At 43.9% G+C, this 15,929-nt stretch carries 14 protein-coding genes; 12 read left to right on the forward strand and 2 right to left on the reverse strand.

Annotation, left to right across the window (positions count from 1 at the left end; all coding sequences use genetic code 11):
* Nucleotides 1-4 precede the first annotated feature (4 nt).
* The 3 genes from hisA to hisIE are packed head-to-tail and all read left to right on the forward strand — an operon-like array spanning nucleotide 5 to nucleotide 2,108.
* A complete protein-coding gene (gene hisA, locus ACX1CU_RS15350; RefSeq protein WP_076942336.1) occupies nucleotides 5-742 on the forward strand; it encodes a 1-(5-phosphoribosyl)-5-[(5-phosphoribosylamino)methylideneamino]imidazole-4-carboxamide isomerase in 738 nt (245 codons plus the stop codon).
* Nucleotides 724-1,500 carry an imidazole glycerol phosphate synthase subunit HisF gene (hisF, locus tag ACX1CU_RS15355; RefSeq protein WP_459399140.1) on the forward strand — a complete coding sequence of 259 codons (777 nt, stop codon included), beginning with the start codon at nucleotides 724-726 and terminating at the stop codon, nucleotides 1,498-1,500. Before hisA ends, hisF begins: the two co-directional genes overlap by 19 nt.
* The gene (gene hisIE, locus ACX1CU_RS15360) at nucleotides 1,494-2,108 is read left to right on the forward strand and encodes a bifunctional phosphoribosyl-AMP cyclohydrolase/phosphoribosyl-ATP diphosphatase HisIE (protein ID WP_459399141.1); all 615 of its coding nucleotides are present in this window, start codon (nucleotides 1,494-1,496) and stop codon (nucleotides 2,106-2,108) included. The genes hisF and hisIE overlap by 7 nt, the downstream gene beginning before the upstream one ends.
* Nucleotides 2,109-2,290: 182 nt before the next feature.
* Here hisIE and gndA read toward each other — a convergent pair whose 3' ends face one another.
* Nucleotides 2,291-3,697: an NADP-dependent phosphogluconate dehydrogenase gene (gene gndA, locus ACX1CU_RS15365; protein ID WP_459399142.1), complete on the reverse strand. Its 1,407-nt coding sequence runs from the start codon at nucleotides 3,695-3,697 to the stop codon at nucleotides 2,291-2,293.
* A gap of 506 nt (nucleotides 3,698-4,203) precedes the next feature.
* Between gndA and ACX1CU_RS15370 the strand changes: the two genes are divergently transcribed.
* From ACX1CU_RS15370 to ACX1CU_RS15380, 3 genes are all read left to right on the forward strand, one after another.
* Nucleotides 4,204-5,634, forward strand: a complete 1,431-nt coding sequence (locus tag ACX1CU_RS15370) for a polysaccharide biosynthesis protein (protein WP_459399143.1) — start codon at nucleotides 4,204-4,206, stop codon at nucleotides 5,632-5,634.
* 71 nt (nucleotides 5,635-5,705) lie between these two features.
* The gene (locus ACX1CU_RS15375; protein ID WP_459399144.1) at nucleotides 5,706-7,064 is read left to right on the forward strand and encodes a hypothetical protein; all 1,359 of its coding nucleotides are present in this window, start codon (nucleotides 5,706-5,708) and stop codon (nucleotides 7,062-7,064) included.
* A gap of 66 nt (nucleotides 7,065-7,130) precedes the next feature.
* Entirely contained in the window at nucleotides 7,131-8,324 is a 1,194-nt protein-coding gene (locus ACX1CU_RS15380) for a glycosyltransferase (protein ID WP_459399145.1), read from the forward strand.
* Nucleotides 8,325-9,059: 735 nt separating this feature from the next.
* Here the strand turns inward: ACX1CU_RS15380 and ACX1CU_RS15385 are convergent.
* Nucleotides 9,060-9,152 (reverse strand): IS1-like element transposase, encoded by a 93-nt coding sequence (locus ACX1CU_RS15385; protein WP_459399146.1) that lies wholly within the window; start codon nucleotides 9,150-9,152, stop codon nucleotides 9,060-9,062.
* A 164-nt stretch (nucleotides 9,153-9,316) separates the two neighbouring features.
* Between ACX1CU_RS15385 and ACX1CU_RS15390 the strand changes: the two genes are divergently transcribed.
* The 6 genes from ACX1CU_RS15390 to ACX1CU_RS15415 all read left to right on the forward strand — a co-directional run bounded on the left by ACX1CU_RS15390 (nucleotide 9,317) and on the right by ACX1CU_RS15415 (nucleotide 15,868).
* Nucleotides 9,317-10,351, forward strand: a complete 1,035-nt coding sequence (locus ACX1CU_RS15390) for a polysaccharide biosynthesis protein (RefSeq protein WP_459399147.1) — start codon at nucleotides 9,317-9,319, stop codon at nucleotides 10,349-10,351.
* A 1-nt stretch (nucleotide 10,352) separates the two neighbouring features.
* The gene (wbjC, locus tag ACX1CU_RS15395; RefSeq protein ID WP_459402827.1) at nucleotides 10,353-11,459 is read left to right on the forward strand and encodes a UDP-2-acetamido-2,6-beta-L-arabino-hexul-4-ose reductase; all 1,107 of its coding nucleotides are present in this window, start codon (nucleotides 10,353-10,355) and stop codon (nucleotides 11,457-11,459) included.
* Nucleotides 11,456-12,586 (forward strand): non-hydrolyzing UDP-N-acetylglucosamine 2-epimerase, encoded by a 1,131-nt coding sequence (gene wecB, locus ACX1CU_RS15400; protein ID WP_459399148.1) that lies wholly within the window; start codon nucleotides 11,456-11,458, stop codon nucleotides 12,584-12,586. The genes wbjC and wecB overlap by 4 nt, the downstream gene beginning before the upstream one ends.
* The gene (locus tag ACX1CU_RS15405) at nucleotides 12,587-13,810 is read left to right on the forward strand and encodes a glycosyltransferase family 4 protein (RefSeq protein ID WP_459399149.1); all 1,224 of its coding nucleotides are present in this window, start codon (nucleotides 12,587-12,589) and stop codon (nucleotides 13,808-13,810) included.
* A 200-nt stretch (nucleotides 13,811-14,010) separates the two neighbouring features.
* Nucleotides 14,011-14,415 (forward strand): WbuC family cupin fold metalloprotein, encoded by a 405-nt coding sequence (locus tag ACX1CU_RS15410; RefSeq protein WP_459399150.1) that lies wholly within the window; start codon nucleotides 14,011-14,013, stop codon nucleotides 14,413-14,415.
* Between the two features lie 331 nt (nucleotides 14,416-14,746).
* The gene (locus ACX1CU_RS15415) at nucleotides 14,747-15,868 is read left to right on the forward strand and encodes an acyltransferase family protein (RefSeq protein WP_459399151.1); all 1,122 of its coding nucleotides are present in this window, start codon (nucleotides 14,747-14,749) and stop codon (nucleotides 15,866-15,868) included.
* Nucleotides 15,869-15,929: the final 61 nt, after the last annotated feature.

The following is a 15,929-nucleotide window of genomic DNA, read 5'->3' on the forward strand; positions in this document are numbered from 1 at the left end:
CAGCATGATTATTCCCGCTTTGGATTTGATCGACGGCAATGTGGTGCGCCTACATCAGGGCGATTACGGCCAGCAGCGTGACTACGGCAACGACCCGTTGCTGCGTTTGCAAGATTACCAGCGCCAAGGCGCACAGGTGTTGCATCTGGTGGATTTGACCGGCGCTAAAGATCCGGCTGCGCGCCAGATCCCGCTGCTGCGCAAGCTGCTGGCTGGCATCAGCGTGCCGGTGCAGGTTGGCGGTGGCATTCGTAATGAACAGGACGTTGCAGCGCTGCTGGAAGCCGGTGCCACCCGCGTGGTGATTGGTTCTACCGCCGTGAAACAGCCGGAGATGGTACAGGGTTGGTTCGAGCGTTACGGTGCCGATGCCATGGTGCTGGCGCTGGACGTGCGCATTGATGCCGCTGGCACCAAGCGCGTGGCCATCAGCGGCTGGCAGGAAAACTCGGACGCCACGCTGGAACAGGTAGTGGAACAATACCTGCCGTTCGGCCTTAAACACGTGCTGTGCACCGATATTTCGCGCGATGGCACCTTGAAAGGTTCCAACGTGGCGCTGTATCAGGAAGTGTGCGAACGCTATCCGCAAATCGCCTTCCAGGCTTCTGGCGGTATCGGCAACTTGGATGATATCGCCCAATTACGCGGCAGCGGTGTCGAAGGGGTGATCGTCGGGCGCGCCCTGTTAGATGGTAAATTCAGCGTCGAGGAGGCAATCGCATGCTGGCAAAACGGATAATCCCCTGCCTGGACGTGAAAGATGGGCAAGTGGTGAAAGGCGTGCAGTTCCGCAATCACGAGATCATTGGCGATATCGTCCCGCTGGCCCAGCGCTATGCGCAGGAAGGGGCTGACGAACTGGTGTTTTATGATATTACCGCTTCCAGCGACGGGCGCGTGGTGGATAAAAGCTGGGTATCGCGAGTGGCGGAAGTGATTGATATTCCGTTCTGCGTGGCCGGTGGCATCAAAAGCGCCGAAGACGCCAGCCAAATTCTGTCGTTTGGTGCAGATAAAATCTCCATCAACTCGCCCGCCTTGGCCGACCCAAGCCTGATCAGCCGTTTGGCAGATCGCTTTGGCGTGCAGTGCATCGTGGTCGGTATCGACACCTGGTATGAAGCTGAAACCGGCAAATATCACGTCAACCAATATACCGGCGACGAAAGCCGCACCCGAGTGACCGAGTGGCAAACCCTCGATTGGGTACAAGAAGTGCAGAAGCGCGGCGCTGGGGAGATCGTGCTTAACATGATGAACCAGGACGGCGTGCGTAACGGTTATGATTTGGAACAGCTGAGGAAAGTGCGTGATGTGTGCAAGGTGCCGCTGATCGCCTCCGGCGGTGCTGGCACCATGGAACACTTCCTGGCAGCCTTCCGCGACGCAGACGTTGACGGCGCGCTGGCGGCTTCGGTATTCCATAAGCAAATCATTAATATCGGCGAACTGAAAAAGTTCCTGGCGGAACGTGGCGTGGAGATGCGTTTGTGTTAACAGAACAACAAAGAAATCAGCTGGATTGGGTAAAAACCGACAATCTGCTGCCGGTGATCGTCCAGCACGCCGTTTCTGGCGAAGTATTGATGCTCGGCTATATGAATCAGGAAGCGCTGGCGGTGACCGAGCAAAGCGGCAAAGTGACGTTTTTCTCACGTACCAAACAGCGGTTGTGGACCAAAGGCGAAAGCTCCGGCCACTTCCTCAACGTGGTGAGCATCACGCCAGACTGCGATAACGATACCCTGCTGATTCTGGCGAACCCAATCGGCCCAACCTGCCATTTGGGCAACAACAGCTGCTTCCACCCGGCAAGCAGCGACTGGGGCTTCCTGTATCAGCTTGAGCAGTTGTTGGCCTCACGCAAGACCGCCAGCCCGGAAAGCTCGTATACCGCCAAGCTGTATGCCAGCGGCACCAAGCGTATCGCGCAGAAAGTCGGTGAAGAAGGCGTAGAAACCGCTCTGGCCGCCACGGTGAACGATCGCGAAGAACTGACCAACGAAGCTTCCGATCTGATTTATCACCTGCTGGTATTGTTGCAGGATCAGGATCTGGACTTGAGCAAAGTCATTGGCCGCCTGCGGGAACGGCATCAGAAGTAGTAGGGGCTCAGCCAGCAAATCCCCCTCGCCCTCTCCCACAACAGGGAGAGGGAACCGACCGAGTTTACTGGGCTCTTTTTGGTGACTCATCGCGAGCGCTAAAATCGGTGTGTTTACATTCCCAATAAAAAAGCCGCCGGGCGTTAACCTCGGCGGCTTTTTTTATCGTTCAACTGTCGGGATTACTCCATCCATTCGGTATGGAATACGCCTTCTTTGTCGGTACGTTTGTAAGTGTGAGCACCAAAGTAGTCACGCTGCGCCTGGATCAGGTTAGCTGGCAGCACCGCTGAGCGGTAGCTGTCATAGTAGGCGATCGCCGCAGAGAAGGTTGGCGTTGGGATACCGTTCTGCACCGCATAAGACACTACATCACGCAGCGCCTGCTGGTATTCGTCGGCAATCTGCTTGAAGTAAGGTGCCAGCAGCAGGTTGGCGATATCGGCATTTTCCGCATAGGCATCGGTGATCTTCTGCAGGAACTGAGCGCGGATAATGCAACCGGCACGGAAGATCTTGGCGATTTCACCGTAGTTCAGATCCCAGTTGTTTTCCTTGGAAGCGGCTTTCAGCTGAGAGAAGCCCTGCGCATAGGAAACGATTTTGCCCAGATACAGAGCGCGACGCACTTTCTCAACGAACTCGGCTTTATCGCCGCTGACAGCAGCCACTTTCGGGCCGGTCAACACTTTAGATGCCGCAACGCGCTGGTCTTTCAGCGAAGACAGGTAGCGCGCAAACACCGATTCGGTGATCAGCGACAGCGGTTCGCCCAGATCCAGTGAACTCTGGCTGGTCCATTTGCCGGTGCCTTTGTTGGCTGCTTCGTCCAGGATCACATCAACCAGGTATTTACCCTCTTCGTCTTTCTTGGTGAAGATGTCTTTGGTGATGTCGATCAGGTAGCTGTTCAGTTCGCCTTTGTTCCAGTCGGCAAAGGTCTCTGCCAGCTGTTCGTTGCTCAGATTCAGCGCCTGCTTCAGCAGAGAGTAAGCTTCTGCGATCAGTTGCATGTCGCCGTATTCGATACCGTTGTGCACCATTTTCACATAGTGACCAGCACCGTCAGCACCGATATAGGCCACACAAGGCTCGCCTTCGGCTACGGCAGCGATTTTCTTCAGGATAGGTGCTACCAGTTCGTAAGCTTCTTTCTGGCCACCCGGCATGATAGAAGGCCCTTTCAGCGCCCCCTCTTCACCACCGGAAACGCCGGTACCGATAAAGTTAAAGCCCTGAGCAGACAGTTCACGGTTACGACGGATAGTGTCCTGATAGTAGGTGTTACCGCCATCGATCAGGATGTCGCCTTTTTCCAGGTGAGGAGTCAGAGAGGCAATGGTTTTGTCCGTCGCTTCGCCCGCTTTCACCATCAGCAAAATGCGGCGCGGCTTTTCCAGCGATGCGACAAACTCTTCGACGGTGTAGTGCGGCACCAGGTTTTTACCCGGATTCTCAGCAATAACTTCGTCAGTTTTGTCGCCTGAACGGTTAAAGATAGAAACGGTATAACCACGGCTTTCGATGTTCAATGCCAGATTGCGGCCCATCACCGCCATGCCGACAACGCCGATTTGTTGTTTGGACATTAAGAACTCCTGTCTGAAGATAGCACCTGTATCACGGCTCACGGCCAACAGGTTTTTTGATGTGGCTCACATGTTAACTCAGGATTGAGGACGGTGGGTAGTGATTGGTGCGATAGGTCATTTGTAACATAATTATTTCTTCATCCATTTAAATATGTTGCAATTTTCTCATGAATTCGGGTCGTTCCACTCAATTAGGTAACTAACTCCTACGGTTGAAAAATAGCCTGCCCCTAAAATCTAACCATCAACATGGCTCGTTATCGTACAGTACAACAATATGATGATTCTCTTTTAGAGGGTCAAAATAGTGTCGTCTAAAAAGTATCTAAACCTCTTTTACCGAAGGTTTTACTCTTAACTCGGCATAGCCAGCCCCTCCTCTGCACAGGATTGACCTTTATCCTAATCACTGCTATAAAACCCTCGTTTTTTGATCGTGATCACTCTGTGGTGTAGGCAGATGAACACTGAGCTAGATGGTTGGCGCCAATATATGACTATATATGACAAGTAGTAATGGATTTCTGAAAAAGTTTGCCCTCTATGTGCCGGTGAAACTAATGCCTGCACTATTGACGGTGTTTTTTACTTTTTTTCTGTATCGATTCTTTCCATCTGGAGAGTATGTTGCTTATTCTGTTAGCCTTGCCTGCTCGTTAATCATTGCACAGTTGGGGGCGATGTGGGTCGGTAATTCGTTCATATACTATTACTCTGGTGTTGATGACAAAAAGTCATTTTTCTCGAACAGTTTATATCTAGTTTCTTTAATTGCGCCTATTGCGTCGACAGTTGCTGCGTTTATTGCAACGTTTTTTTCCGCAGATGCAGGTACATTTACTTATGTCTGGTGGTTGTGTATTAGTCAGATTTACTTCTTTTTCATGTCTTCAGTCTGTCAGGCAGGTTTTCTAGTTCGCCAGCAATTAGTTGCAGTAGTTATGCAGGCTATCATTCAAGTCGGCTTGATCTTTTTGTTATTTTCCGAAGCTGGTGTTACCTACGGTGACGCAATGGTCGCGCTGGGTGCAGGTTATGCGACTGCCGCGACGATTATGCTGGCGTCTGTCGTTTGGCGACTGGGTATCAACATGCCATTTCTGAGTACATTCAAGTCTGATGTGAAGTCCATTTACAATTATGGTGCTGCACTAGCACCCTGGATGTTTGGGATGTTGGTGATGGCGGGTGCCGATCGTTTTTCAATCAGCTACCTCGACATTCCCAGTGGTGACTCGTACTTATCGTTGAAGGATCTTTTTGTTGGAGCTGGTGGTCTGTTGAGTATGCCTTTATTGATGCTAGTTCATCCGCTAGTCATTAAACGATTTAGAGAGGGTGTTTTTGATGGTAAGCTCATTCAAAGTTCAATGGGCTTCCTGATAACTGTATTCATGCTTCTTTGGACATTAATTGTGTTTGTGGGGTTTCAGGTATTTGAGATATTTACAAATAAACCTATTTCTACTCCACCTGGTGTTTTGTTGATCGCATTTATCGGTGTGTTTCTCAATTGCGCTGCCGTGTATGTTCAGAAACGCCTTGAAGTTCATAGGAAAATGAAACCTCTGGCTTACTTGTCGTTGTTCTGTGCGGTGATGTCTGTAGTGCTGTCTTACCTTGGTGGCTTGTTGTTGGGGTTGTACGGTGCTGTGATTGGTGTGCTGTTGGGACAACTAACCTATTTTGTTCTCGTCAGTTTGACTGTATTTAGGAAAGTCAACTTCTACAAAGGCATTGCAAAGCCATTCGTTGTGTCATTATTTGCAATGCTTGTGGGATATCTGTTGCACTTAGCAGTGCTCAGTTTACCAGTTACCATTGAGTGGTGGGTCGGGGTACTGATGTGGACTCTGATGTTTGTTGCCTTGTCGCTAGTGGTTCTATGGAAAAGTGTAGCCTGGAGTGATTTCACTAAAGCAAGATTAGAGTGATGTGGCGCTCATGCAAATAAACTGCCGCGAAGGCGTACCTGGCTTGTTAGGAAAAATTGAGGTTTTTTGGGATGTTGGATTTTAACAGTTTTCGGAGTTGGTTATCTAGCAACCTTGCTCCAGTGGTTTTTTTGATGGCATACTTTTTTACAGTAGTCCTCGGTAATTTGGTGTACCTACTCCCTGCTGCTCGACCATATCTCGACATGGCAATGTATACCTCTAGGATTTTTGCATTCGATACCTTGTTTTCTGCTGGATATTGGTTACTGCTGTTATCCCCATTCGTAGTAACGCCGGTAACGGTTTGGGTAGTCCGTCGGTTTGCTCAGAGGCCGATGGAAAAGGTTGCTAGTTTCTTCCCAGAGTTCAGTCGCACGTCATACCTCGTTCTTTTTGTAGCATGTTATGCGTGGGTTTCTTACGCATTGTGGCATGCGGGTGCATTCAAGCTGTTCTTGGAAGGAAGTGACTTCAACTCTTCGGTCGAGGCACGTTTTCAGATTCGTGAGAGAGTGGGCTTTTTTAGTACCGTTATCCTGATGTCCAACCTGCATTTCTTGTCTATATTTTCTGCAGTGAAGTTTGTCAGGGAAGGTGGGCGTTGGTGGGGCTCCGTAACTTTCATCAATGTAATTTTGATTTCCTTACTGTTGATTTCGTTAAACATGAAATGGCCAATCATCATCTTCTATGCTGGATTAGTCATGGTGATCTTCGTTTATACACATCAACGTCCGGTTATTAAAACTATTATTGGTATGGCTTTTCTGATTCTAGTCTATTTTCTGATTTCTGCATTCGTGTACCGAATTGCGCCATCGAATATTACTAGCGTTCAGTCCACCATCAATCTTGGGGACCAAGTCTCGGTTGCAGTCGATGAACCCTCCCAAAGCGTAGAGACCGGAACACAGATTATCAGACTAAGTGGTGCGATTGGTGAACACATCCCAATGATGCTATTCCATGCTGTTAATCGTATGGCGATCAATTACCCTTACTACTATGAAATTTTCACCAACAAAGGCCAAGTCTGTGGTGGACTCATGGCACAGGCTAAGATCGGCCAGAAATGTCGCCCAAGCTACTTCATCTACAGCGAGATGTTTAACGATCAATTTAATGGCCGTGGGACGGCACCTGCAGCAGTGCATATTAGCGCATACGCTCTCGGTGGTTGGCCACTAGCGTTTGTGGGGCTGATTTGCGCCTCGATCGTACTTGGTCTTTTTGCCACCTTGCCTATGACAGCCAATGCGGCTATAGGGGCGCTAGCGATAACAGGTGGCATCGTAGGGTATCACCTATCTCAGTTGCCAGGGGAAGGGCCTATCTTTTACGATCATGGCGTATTCTGGACAATATTGATGCTATGGGGCTATGCCTTATTCGTGAAGCTATGCGGGCTGTTCTCTAAAAATAGTTAATCAGACGTGCATTTTCAGTAAGGGTCTAAGTCCTGCCCTTCTGGTTGTAATTACAGGAGTAAAATAGTGCAAAATCTGATTTTGCTTGGTTTCCATGTAGGAGACCAATATTTTGAGAGCTATTCCAAGGGTGATGCTTTTCCTCAAGTAGCTGCTTATAAGCTGGAAAAGCGCTTTCTAGAATCACTTCGCTCTGCAGATGTTCAAGTGAAGACAGTAGCAAGTATCGCGGTGTCAACATTCCCACGTATAAAGAGAATATGGTTTCCGGCCGCTACTATCGAAATTGACGGGCATACAGTTGGCAAGGTACTTCCGTTGCTTAACCTGCCAGTTATTAAAATGGCTTCTCGCTTCATTGGTTCTTTCTTTGGTCTCCTAACAATGGGCCGAGAAGCAGATGCAATTTGTGTGTATGCAGCTCACTCTCCTAATTTACTGGCAACGTTTTTATATTCAAAGCTGACGAGAAAACCATATTACGTTTACATTCCAGATTTGCCCTCCTATATGGATGTCTCGTTAAAACGCTCATGGCTACTGCGTGGCTTGAAAAAACTTGATGTTGCTTTACTCGATAAATTACTGTCTGCCGCCGCTGGGTTGTTAGTGATCAGCAAACCGATGATCGAAGACACAAACGCTTGGCGGCATAAGCCTTATATTGTTCTTGAAGGCATTGCTGAAACAACACCTGTTGTAAGGAACGAGTCGACAGTTGCGAAGCCGTTCATCTTTTATGCCGGTGGTATCAACCAAGCCTACGGTGTGCTAGAGCTTGTTGAGGGGTTCATTCGTTCAGGTATAGATTATGAACTCCTGCTTTGTGGGCGCGGGGATCTGGAAGATTATCTCGCCTCTGTTAGTTCGCAACATCCATCGGTCAAATACCTCGGTTTCTTATCACCAGACAAGGTAGCACAATTACAATCACAAGCTGCATTTCTTGCATTAACGAGGGACCCTGCTGAAAAATACACGCGCTATTCATTTCCCTCAAAGTTAATTGAATATATAGCTGCAGGAATCCCGGTGTTGACGACTCGGCTTGCGGGAATTCCTGATGAATATTTCGATTACCTAAATGTGATTGAAGATTTCTCGGTTGAAAGTATTGCAAATGCGCTCAAAGAGATTTGCTCAGCCAGCCAAGAGGATCTATCAAGAAAATCTGCACGCGGGCGGGAATGGTTACTAGATAATAAATCTTGTCATGCCGTTGGAGAACGAGTGGTTGAATTTATGGAAAAAAACATGTAATTTTTTTGCAAACTTGTCAACAAAAATATCTCGTTATACCATCGTTTACTTCGAGGTGCGCAAACTCAACAACCTATGGATATGGCCGCACTTAAACAGGTGATATTGACGAGATAGTAGTAACATCATTTGAAGATTTTTTAAGTCGGGGTTATATCAAGTGAACCTCAATCCTTCTCCTATGTAGTACAAAAACATTAAAATTCAATGCGATAATTTTGTGCAACCATGAATATTGAGTAATCGAGTGTCATATTATAAGAAATGTATTACCGAATAAGTACTTCTCGAAGAACTACGGCCGCATTAAAATTAACCACTATATACAACCTTAACCTAGGCATTCTGAAACCAGAAATTCATCAGTGTTTTTTGCTGGAAAAAGCTTTAGGGGATGTTATGATACCTGTTTGGTACACTTCCAGTAGAAGCGTAAACTCGACAATCGGCGTGTCAACTAAATTGACCAATGCCGTATAGAAATTATTAAGTACTTTGGTTGCTTAACGCCAAGGGCGGTAGCGTGTTTAAATTTTATGGTGGCTTGACAAATCTCCCTCTTTCACAAGATCTATTCTTAATTTAAGATTTTTCTTATTTTATTAAGTGGAGTAAGTAAATTACGCAACCTTATTGCCCGTGAAGTTCTTCTGTTCATCAGGCTCGCAGATAAGTGATAAATCAGAAAGGCTATAGGCGGATGCGGCATTTGCTTTGACGCAAGTTTTTTAATGCTCAGGGAATGATGTTAATACCAATTTTTAGTATTTTTGTTGTATCAGAAATACCAGTTCCATTGCAGGCCATATCAATGAAGGTCATGGACATTCCTCCAAGTCATAAATACCCCACAATAGTCCGACTTTATTATATTTATCTGTTATCTAAATACTTGTAGTGACTTTTTACAATCCATTTCTCATGGTACCTCATTACAAACAATTGCTGACTGTTTTAAAATATAAAATTGTTTATCCATATAAAGGTTAATTATGTTTAAAAATAAAACTCTTCTTATTACTGGTGGCACTGGTTCTTTCGGCAATGCAGTATTACGACGTTTTCTTGATACTGATATCGGTGAGATCCGTATATTCAGCCGCGATGAGAAAAAACAAGATGATATGCGAAAAAAATATAACAATCCAAAGTTAAAATTTTATATTGGCGATGTTCGTGATTATTCTAGTATTCTCAATGCGTCACGTCGAGTCGACTTTATCTATCACGCTGCCGCGCTAAAACAAGTTCCATCATGTGAGTTCCACCCGATGGAAGCAGTGAAAACAAATGTGCTCGGTACTGAAAATGTGCTTGAGGCAGCCGTTTCTAATGAAGTTAAACGTATTGTTTGCTTGAGTACTGATAAAGCAGTTTACCCTATCAACGCAATGGGGATCTCAAAAGCAATGATGGAAAAAGTCATTGTTGCAAAATCGAGAAACGTTAATAAAGATAAAACGGTGATTTGTGCTACTCGATATGGCAATGTCATGGCATCACGCGGTTCTGTAATACCTTTATTTGTCGATCTGATTAAAGCGGGTCAGCCGTTGACTATCACCGATCCTAATATGACTCGCTTTATGATGACGCTTGACGATGCAGTGGATCTGGTACTTTATGCTTTCAAACACGGCGATAACGGCGATATTTTCGTCCAGAAGGCACCCGCTGCAACTATTGAGACTCTTGGTATTGCATTAAAGCAGTTGCTTAATGTTCCAGACCATCAGATCAATATAATTGGTACTCGCCATGGCGAAAAATTATATGAAGCATTGTTAAGTCGTGAAGAAATGGTCGCAGCTGAGGATATGGGCGAATATTTTCGCGTGCCTCCAGATCTGAGAGATCTCAACTATGGGAAATATGTAGAACAGGGTGATAAACGTATTACTGAAGTTGAAGATTATAACTCTCATAACACCGAGCGCCTGAATGTTGAGTCTATGAAAACGCTCTTACTAAAACTACCATTTATTCGAGCAATAGCCGCCGGTAAGGAGTATGAACTCGATGAATAATATGAAGATTCTAGTGACAGGTGCTAAAGGCTTCATTGGACGCAACTTGTGTATACGGCTTCAAGAAGCCGGCTTTAGTGATCTTATCCAAATTGATAGAAACTCTTCAGAGGCAGAGTTGATATCCGGTTTGCAGGAAGCCGACTTTGTTTTTCATCTCGCTGGCATAAATCGTCCTGAAAATATTGAAGAATTCGCTGAAGGGAATGCTGATTTAACTCATAAGATCGTAAAGACTCTTGAACAGAAAAAAAAGCGCACTCCTATTATGCTTAGCTCCTCAACCCAAGCGATAAAAGAAAATGCCTATGGAATAAGCAAAGCATCTGCTGAGAGATATATCGAAAATTATGGTACAGAGACTGGAGCCGATTATTTCATTTATCGATTCCCTAACGTCTTTGGAAAATGGTGCAGACCTAATTACAACTCATTCGTTGCTACTTTTTGTCATAATATTGCTAACAGCATCGATATAAATATTAATGATCCATCAGCAAACGTTACGTTGATTTATATTGATGACATTTGTAATGAGATGTTATCAATTGTCCAGAAAAAGAGAGTTCGTGGCTATCTGCAAGTATTACCTGAATACTCTGTGACCGTAGGTGAAGTTGCTAATCTTCTTTATACATTTAGAGATAGCCGTGAAACGCTTGTTACAGAAGAAGTAGGAACCGGCTTTACTCGAGCGCTATATTCTACGTGGTTAAGTTATTTTAAACCTGAGCAATTTAGCTATACAGTTCCTTTCTATGCAGATACGCGTGGTGTTTTTTGTGAGATGCTAAAGACTAAATCGTCTGGGCAGTTCTCATTTTTCACTGCGCATCCCGGTATTACTCGTGGCGGACATTATCACCATACCAAGAATGAAAAATTTTTGGTCATAAAGGGCCATGCTAGTTTTAAGTTTGAACATATTGTTACACATGAAAAATATGAGTTAACCGTATCATCCGACTCTTATCAGATTGTCGAAACCGTTCCAGGGTGGAGTCACGATGTTACAAACATTGGTAATGATGAGTTAATTGTTATGCTTTGGGCTAACGAAACCTTTGATCGTGAACAGCCAGATACAATATCGAGACCGTTAAAATGAAAAAATTAAAAGTGATGTCAATCGTAGGTACTCGCCCCGAGATAATTCGTTTATCTCGTGTTCTTGCCAAATTAGATATGCATTGTGAACATATATTAGTTCATACCGGGCAAAACTACGACTATGAACTAAATGAAGTGTTCTTTAATGATCTCGGTGTTCGTAAGCCTGACTATTTTCTAAATGCAGCCGGTAAAAGTGCGGCAGCAACGATAGGCCAGATAATTATTAAGGTTGATGAAATACTAGAGTCCGTAGAGCCTGAAGCGATTGTGTTACTTGGTGATACTAACTCTTGTATTTCTGCTTTACCCGCTAAGCGTCGAAAAATTCCTATTTTCCATATGGAAGCAGGTAATCGCTGTTTTGATATGCGTGTGCCAGAAGAGATAAATCGTCGTATCGTTGATCATACAGCAGATATTAATTTGACATACAGCGATATTGCTCGTGACTATTTATTGGCAGAGGGTTTACCACCTGACCGTGTGATTAAAACAGGTAGCCCAATGTTTGAGGTGTTGACTCACTACATGCCGCAAATAGATAGCTCTGATGTGCTTGAGCGATTAAACCTCAAGCCTAATGACTTTTTCGTTGTCAGTGCTCACCGCGAAGAAAACGTCGACTCACCAAAACAATTAGCGAAATTAGCAGGAATATTAAATACGATTGCTGAAAAATATAATTTGCCAGTTATCGTATCAACCCACCCGCGTACCCGTAATCGAATTGATGAACAAGGAATCTCATTCCATCCCAATATTCAGTTACTGAAGCCATTGGGTTTTCATGACTACAACCAGTTACAAAAGCATGCTCGGGCAGTACTCTCAGATAGCGGAACTATTACGGAAGAGTCTTCAATTATGAACTTCCCTGCGCTCAATATTCGTGAAGCTCATGAAAGACCTGAAGGCTTTGAGGAGGCATCTGTGATGATGGTTGGGTTGGAGATTGAACGAGTACTACAAGCACTTTCCATCTTAGCGACACAACCACGCGGCGAGGAGCGTTTATTACGCCAAGTTTACGATTATAGTATGCCTAATGTTTCAGACAAAGTGGTCAGGATCGTTCACTCTTACACTGACTATGTTAAGCGAGTGGTTTGGAAACAGTATTAAATGAAACTTGCCTTGGTTATTGATGATTATTGGCCCAACAGCACTCGAGTTGGAGCAAAAATGTTTCATGAGTTAGCAATTGAGCTGAGTTCTAACGGACACAGCGTGACTGTAATTACACCTTGTAGTGAACAGAGTGAAAATTTAGTTATCTGTAAAATTGGTGAAGTGACAGTATGGCGTTTTAAAAGTGGGCCAATTAAAAATGTCAGTAAGTTCCAGCGCGTAATAAATGAAACATTATTGTCATTTAGGGCATGGAGAGCCATTAAGCCTTATGTTAAGCATGACTCGTTCGATGGGGTAATTTATTACTCCCCTTCTATTTTTTGGGGCGCGCTTGTTAGAAAAATTAAGGAACGGTGCCGCTGTCCAAGTTACTTGGTACTACGCGATCTGTTCCCTCAGTGGGTTATAGATGCAGGAATAGTGAAAGATGGCAGTCTGATTGAAAAATACTTTAGATGCTTCGAACACATTTCGTATAAACAGGCCAATCAAATTGGCCTCATGTCAGAAAAAAATCTAGAATTATTCAGTACTCAAAATCAGCATTATCCGTGTGAAGTTTTACGCAACTGGACAAATGTTCTTAATGTATCTTGTGAAAACACTGAATTTACTTCTATTAGAAAGCGCTTGAACCTCGAAAGTAAAGTTATTTTTTTCTACGGTGGTAATATTGGCCATGCACAGGATATGACTAACCTGATGCGTTTAGCAAGAAACATGCAGATCCATAAAGATGCTCACTTCCTATTTATTGGCCAAGGGGATGAGGTTACGTTGATTAACTCATTGGCAACTCAGTGGGGGTTAAGTAATTACTCATATTTACCGGCAGTTAAACAGGGTGAGTTTAAATCTATTCTAGCAGAAACTGATATTGGTCTATTCTCCCTATCTGCGCAGCATACGACACACAATTTCCCTGGGAAGTTGTTAGGCTATATGGTGGAGTCATTACCTATTCTTGGAAGTATAAATGAAGGGAATGATTTGCAAGAACTTGTGAATACTTATGGTGCGGGTTTTATACATGTGAATGGGGAAGACGAAAAATTATTTTCATCCGCCGAGAAGCTTTACTTTGATAAGTTGTTACGTAACACAATGGGCATTAATGCCAAAAAATTACTTATCGATCAGTTTTCAGTTAACTCTGCTGCACAGCTTATTACTACGCGCCTAGAAGAGCAAAATAGTTGTCATAGTACCAATTAGTCAAAACTGAAAGATGAAAGTACAGACAACTTTTTTATGTATTTCAACAGAACCTATACTTTGGTATATCTGTTTCAATACGCTAATTAAATAGAGTACAGCTCTCCTGTTTACTTGGTAAAAGATTGATACAGACCATAGATGGCCTTGTTAAATACGTATTATATGAATAAACTCGCCCAATTAAAGGCATCACTTATATGCGATTAGTTGATAAAGATTTTATTAATGACCTCTATAAGCAAGCTTCTCTTTCAGAAAGGAAACGCTCTCATCATCAATTACACAACTCTCATCAGGACAAGGTTCAACGGTTGCTGATCGCTTTGGTGAAGGGGAGTTACGTTGAGCCTCACTTTCATGAACTTTCTCATCAGTGGGAGATGTTTAGCGTAACCGAAGGGCGTATTAAAGTATGCATTTATAGTAAAACGGGGGAAGTTATAGATGAGTTCTTTGCAGGCCCTGAAGATTATAGCGGGCTCGTCGAATTTTCTCCAAATGATATTCACAGCGTAGAGTGTATATCAGATAAAGCTTTAATGCTTGAAATCAAAGAGGGTCCTTTTAACCCAGATTTCGCTAAGTCATTTCCGCAATGGTAAACAACGAGGCCACTCCTTTTCTGTGCCCCATTGGTACCAGAGATAATTTCAACTTTGATATACATACATCGTTATCAGAGTTGGCCCAACGCTATACATGTTTGTAAAATAGAGTTAATTATCTACAAGTGGGAGAATATTAACACTGGTTGGCCATAAATCAGTTAGCTAGCCCATACCCAAAAAAAATAACCTAAGTAGAAGCATACCCCTTGTTTTGAATATAGCTGAACCTACAGTAATATGGGTGCTTACTTTTCTTATTGCAGATTCACTCTGTGACTGCGTAGGATAATATTGACATGCCTAGTTAACATTATTGGACATTCTTATGGCTGGTGAAAGAATAGTTTTTGCCAACATACTTAGAGGGGTAGGTGCAATTACTGTGCTTATCTCTCACTATGCTGGTATTTTTTGGGTTATGCATCCTGCGATTTCGTCATTGATGGGGGTACCTGCGCTATCACACTTCCCTGAATTAGATTTCCCACTATCGCTACTCTCAGAATTCTGTATTTTTTTAGGTCAGTTTGGCGTTGGTGTTTTCTTCATCGTAAGTGGGCTGGTTATTCCGTTCTCATTGAGAAGCGATAGTAAAACAGGTTTTTTGTATCGCCGAGCTATCCGAATCTATCCAGTGTACATAGTCGGATTTAGCATCACTATGCTATCCTTATATGGACTTTCATTTTACGCTTCAGTTCCTTTCAAATTCTCTTTAGGAGACATAGTTGCCCATTTTGGCGTAATCACACGAGGGCCCCTTAATGTTACTCGCATTGATGGCATAAGTTGGACACTGGAAGTTGAGATTTATTTCTACTTGGTAATGTGTGTATTTGGGATGCGCATAATAAATTTTGATGCGAAAAAGTATATTGCTACTTCGTTGGTGATAGCAGGAATATCAGCAGTCGTATTTAAAACTCAAGGATATTTGATTGGAGTCCAGACCGCCTCAAGTCTACTTCTTCTATTAGGAACATCTTACTATTCCCTAATCAACCAAAAAATATCTATAAAAGAATCGCTGATAATACAGACAACAGTGGTTACCTTGATCCTGTTACTTTGGTTTGGTGTGGCTAACTATGCGGAGTACATAATACAGTGGGCTGTTGGATACATTCTCAGCATAACAGTATTTTATATCTGCTTTGTCTTGCGTGATAAAATCAAAGAGAACCCTATCCTTTCGCACTTTTCTAACATTAGCTATCCGCTTTATGTAGTCCATGCTTTATTCGGTTACACAATTATGTATATTCTTGTTGACTCTGGATTAGGCCCCTATTCTGCCATTGCAACAGCAACGTTTTGCGCTTATATAGCAGCGCTCCTCATACATTTATTTGTAGAAAAACCATCCATGGCATGGATTAAACGTAGTAAAATGAATACATCAGCCACTAATAGCACACTTATGACTCCCCCCACTACTCGAGAATAATAACCCAATCTAGCCGCGTTTTACTCTTGGCAAAATAGGTTGGTAACACGTTAAAAACTCG

This window comes from Serratia sp. D1N4, assembly GCF_054552755.1.

What these genes read in the sequence shown, in the direction of transcription:
- hisA (WP_076942336.1), top strand. Translation starts at nt 5, where the DNA reads ATGATTATTCCCGCTTTGGATTTGATCGACGGCAATGTGGTGCGCCTA.
- hisF (WP_459399140.1), top strand. Translation starts at nt 724, where the DNA reads ATGCTGGCAAAACGGATAATCCCCTGCCTGGACGTGAAAGATGGGCAA.
- gndA (WP_459399142.1), bottom strand. Translation starts at nt 3,697, where the DNA reads ATGTCCAAACAACAAATCGGCGTTGTCGGCATGGCGGTGATGGGCCGC.
- ACX1CU_RS15370 (WP_459399143.1), top strand. Translation starts at nt 4,204, where the DNA reads ATGACAAGTAGTAATGGATTTCTGAAAAAGTTTGCCCTCTATGTGCCG.
- ACX1CU_RS15375 (WP_459399144.1), top strand. Translation starts at nt 5,706, where the DNA reads ATGTTGGATTTTAACAGTTTTCGGAGTTGGTTATCTAGCAACCTTGCT.
- ACX1CU_RS15385 (WP_459399146.1), bottom strand. Translation starts at nt 9,152, where the DNA reads ATGTCCATGACCTTCATTGATATGGCCTGCAATGGAACTGGTATTTCT.
- ACX1CU_RS15390 (WP_459399147.1), top strand. Translation starts at nt 9,317, where the DNA reads ATGTTTAAAAATAAAACTCTTCTTATTACTGGTGGCACTGGTTCTTTC.
- wbjC (WP_459402827.1), top strand. Translation starts at nt 10,353, where the DNA reads ATGAAGATTCTAGTGACAGGTGCTAAAGGCTTCATTGGACGCAACTTG.
- wecB (WP_459399148.1), top strand. Translation starts at nt 11,456, where the DNA reads ATGAAAAAATTAAAAGTGATGTCAATCGTAGGTACTCGCCCCGAGATA.
- ACX1CU_RS15405 (WP_459399149.1), top strand. Translation starts at nt 12,587, where the DNA reads ATGAAACTTGCCTTGGTTATTGATGATTATTGGCCCAACAGCACTCGA.
- ACX1CU_RS15410 (WP_459399150.1), top strand. Translation starts at nt 14,011, where the DNA reads ATGCGATTAGTTGATAAAGATTTTATTAATGACCTCTATAAGCAAGCT.
- ACX1CU_RS15415 (WP_459399151.1), top strand. Translation starts at nt 14,747, where the DNA reads ATGGCTGGTGAAAGAATAGTTTTTGCCAACATACTTAGAGGGGTAGGT.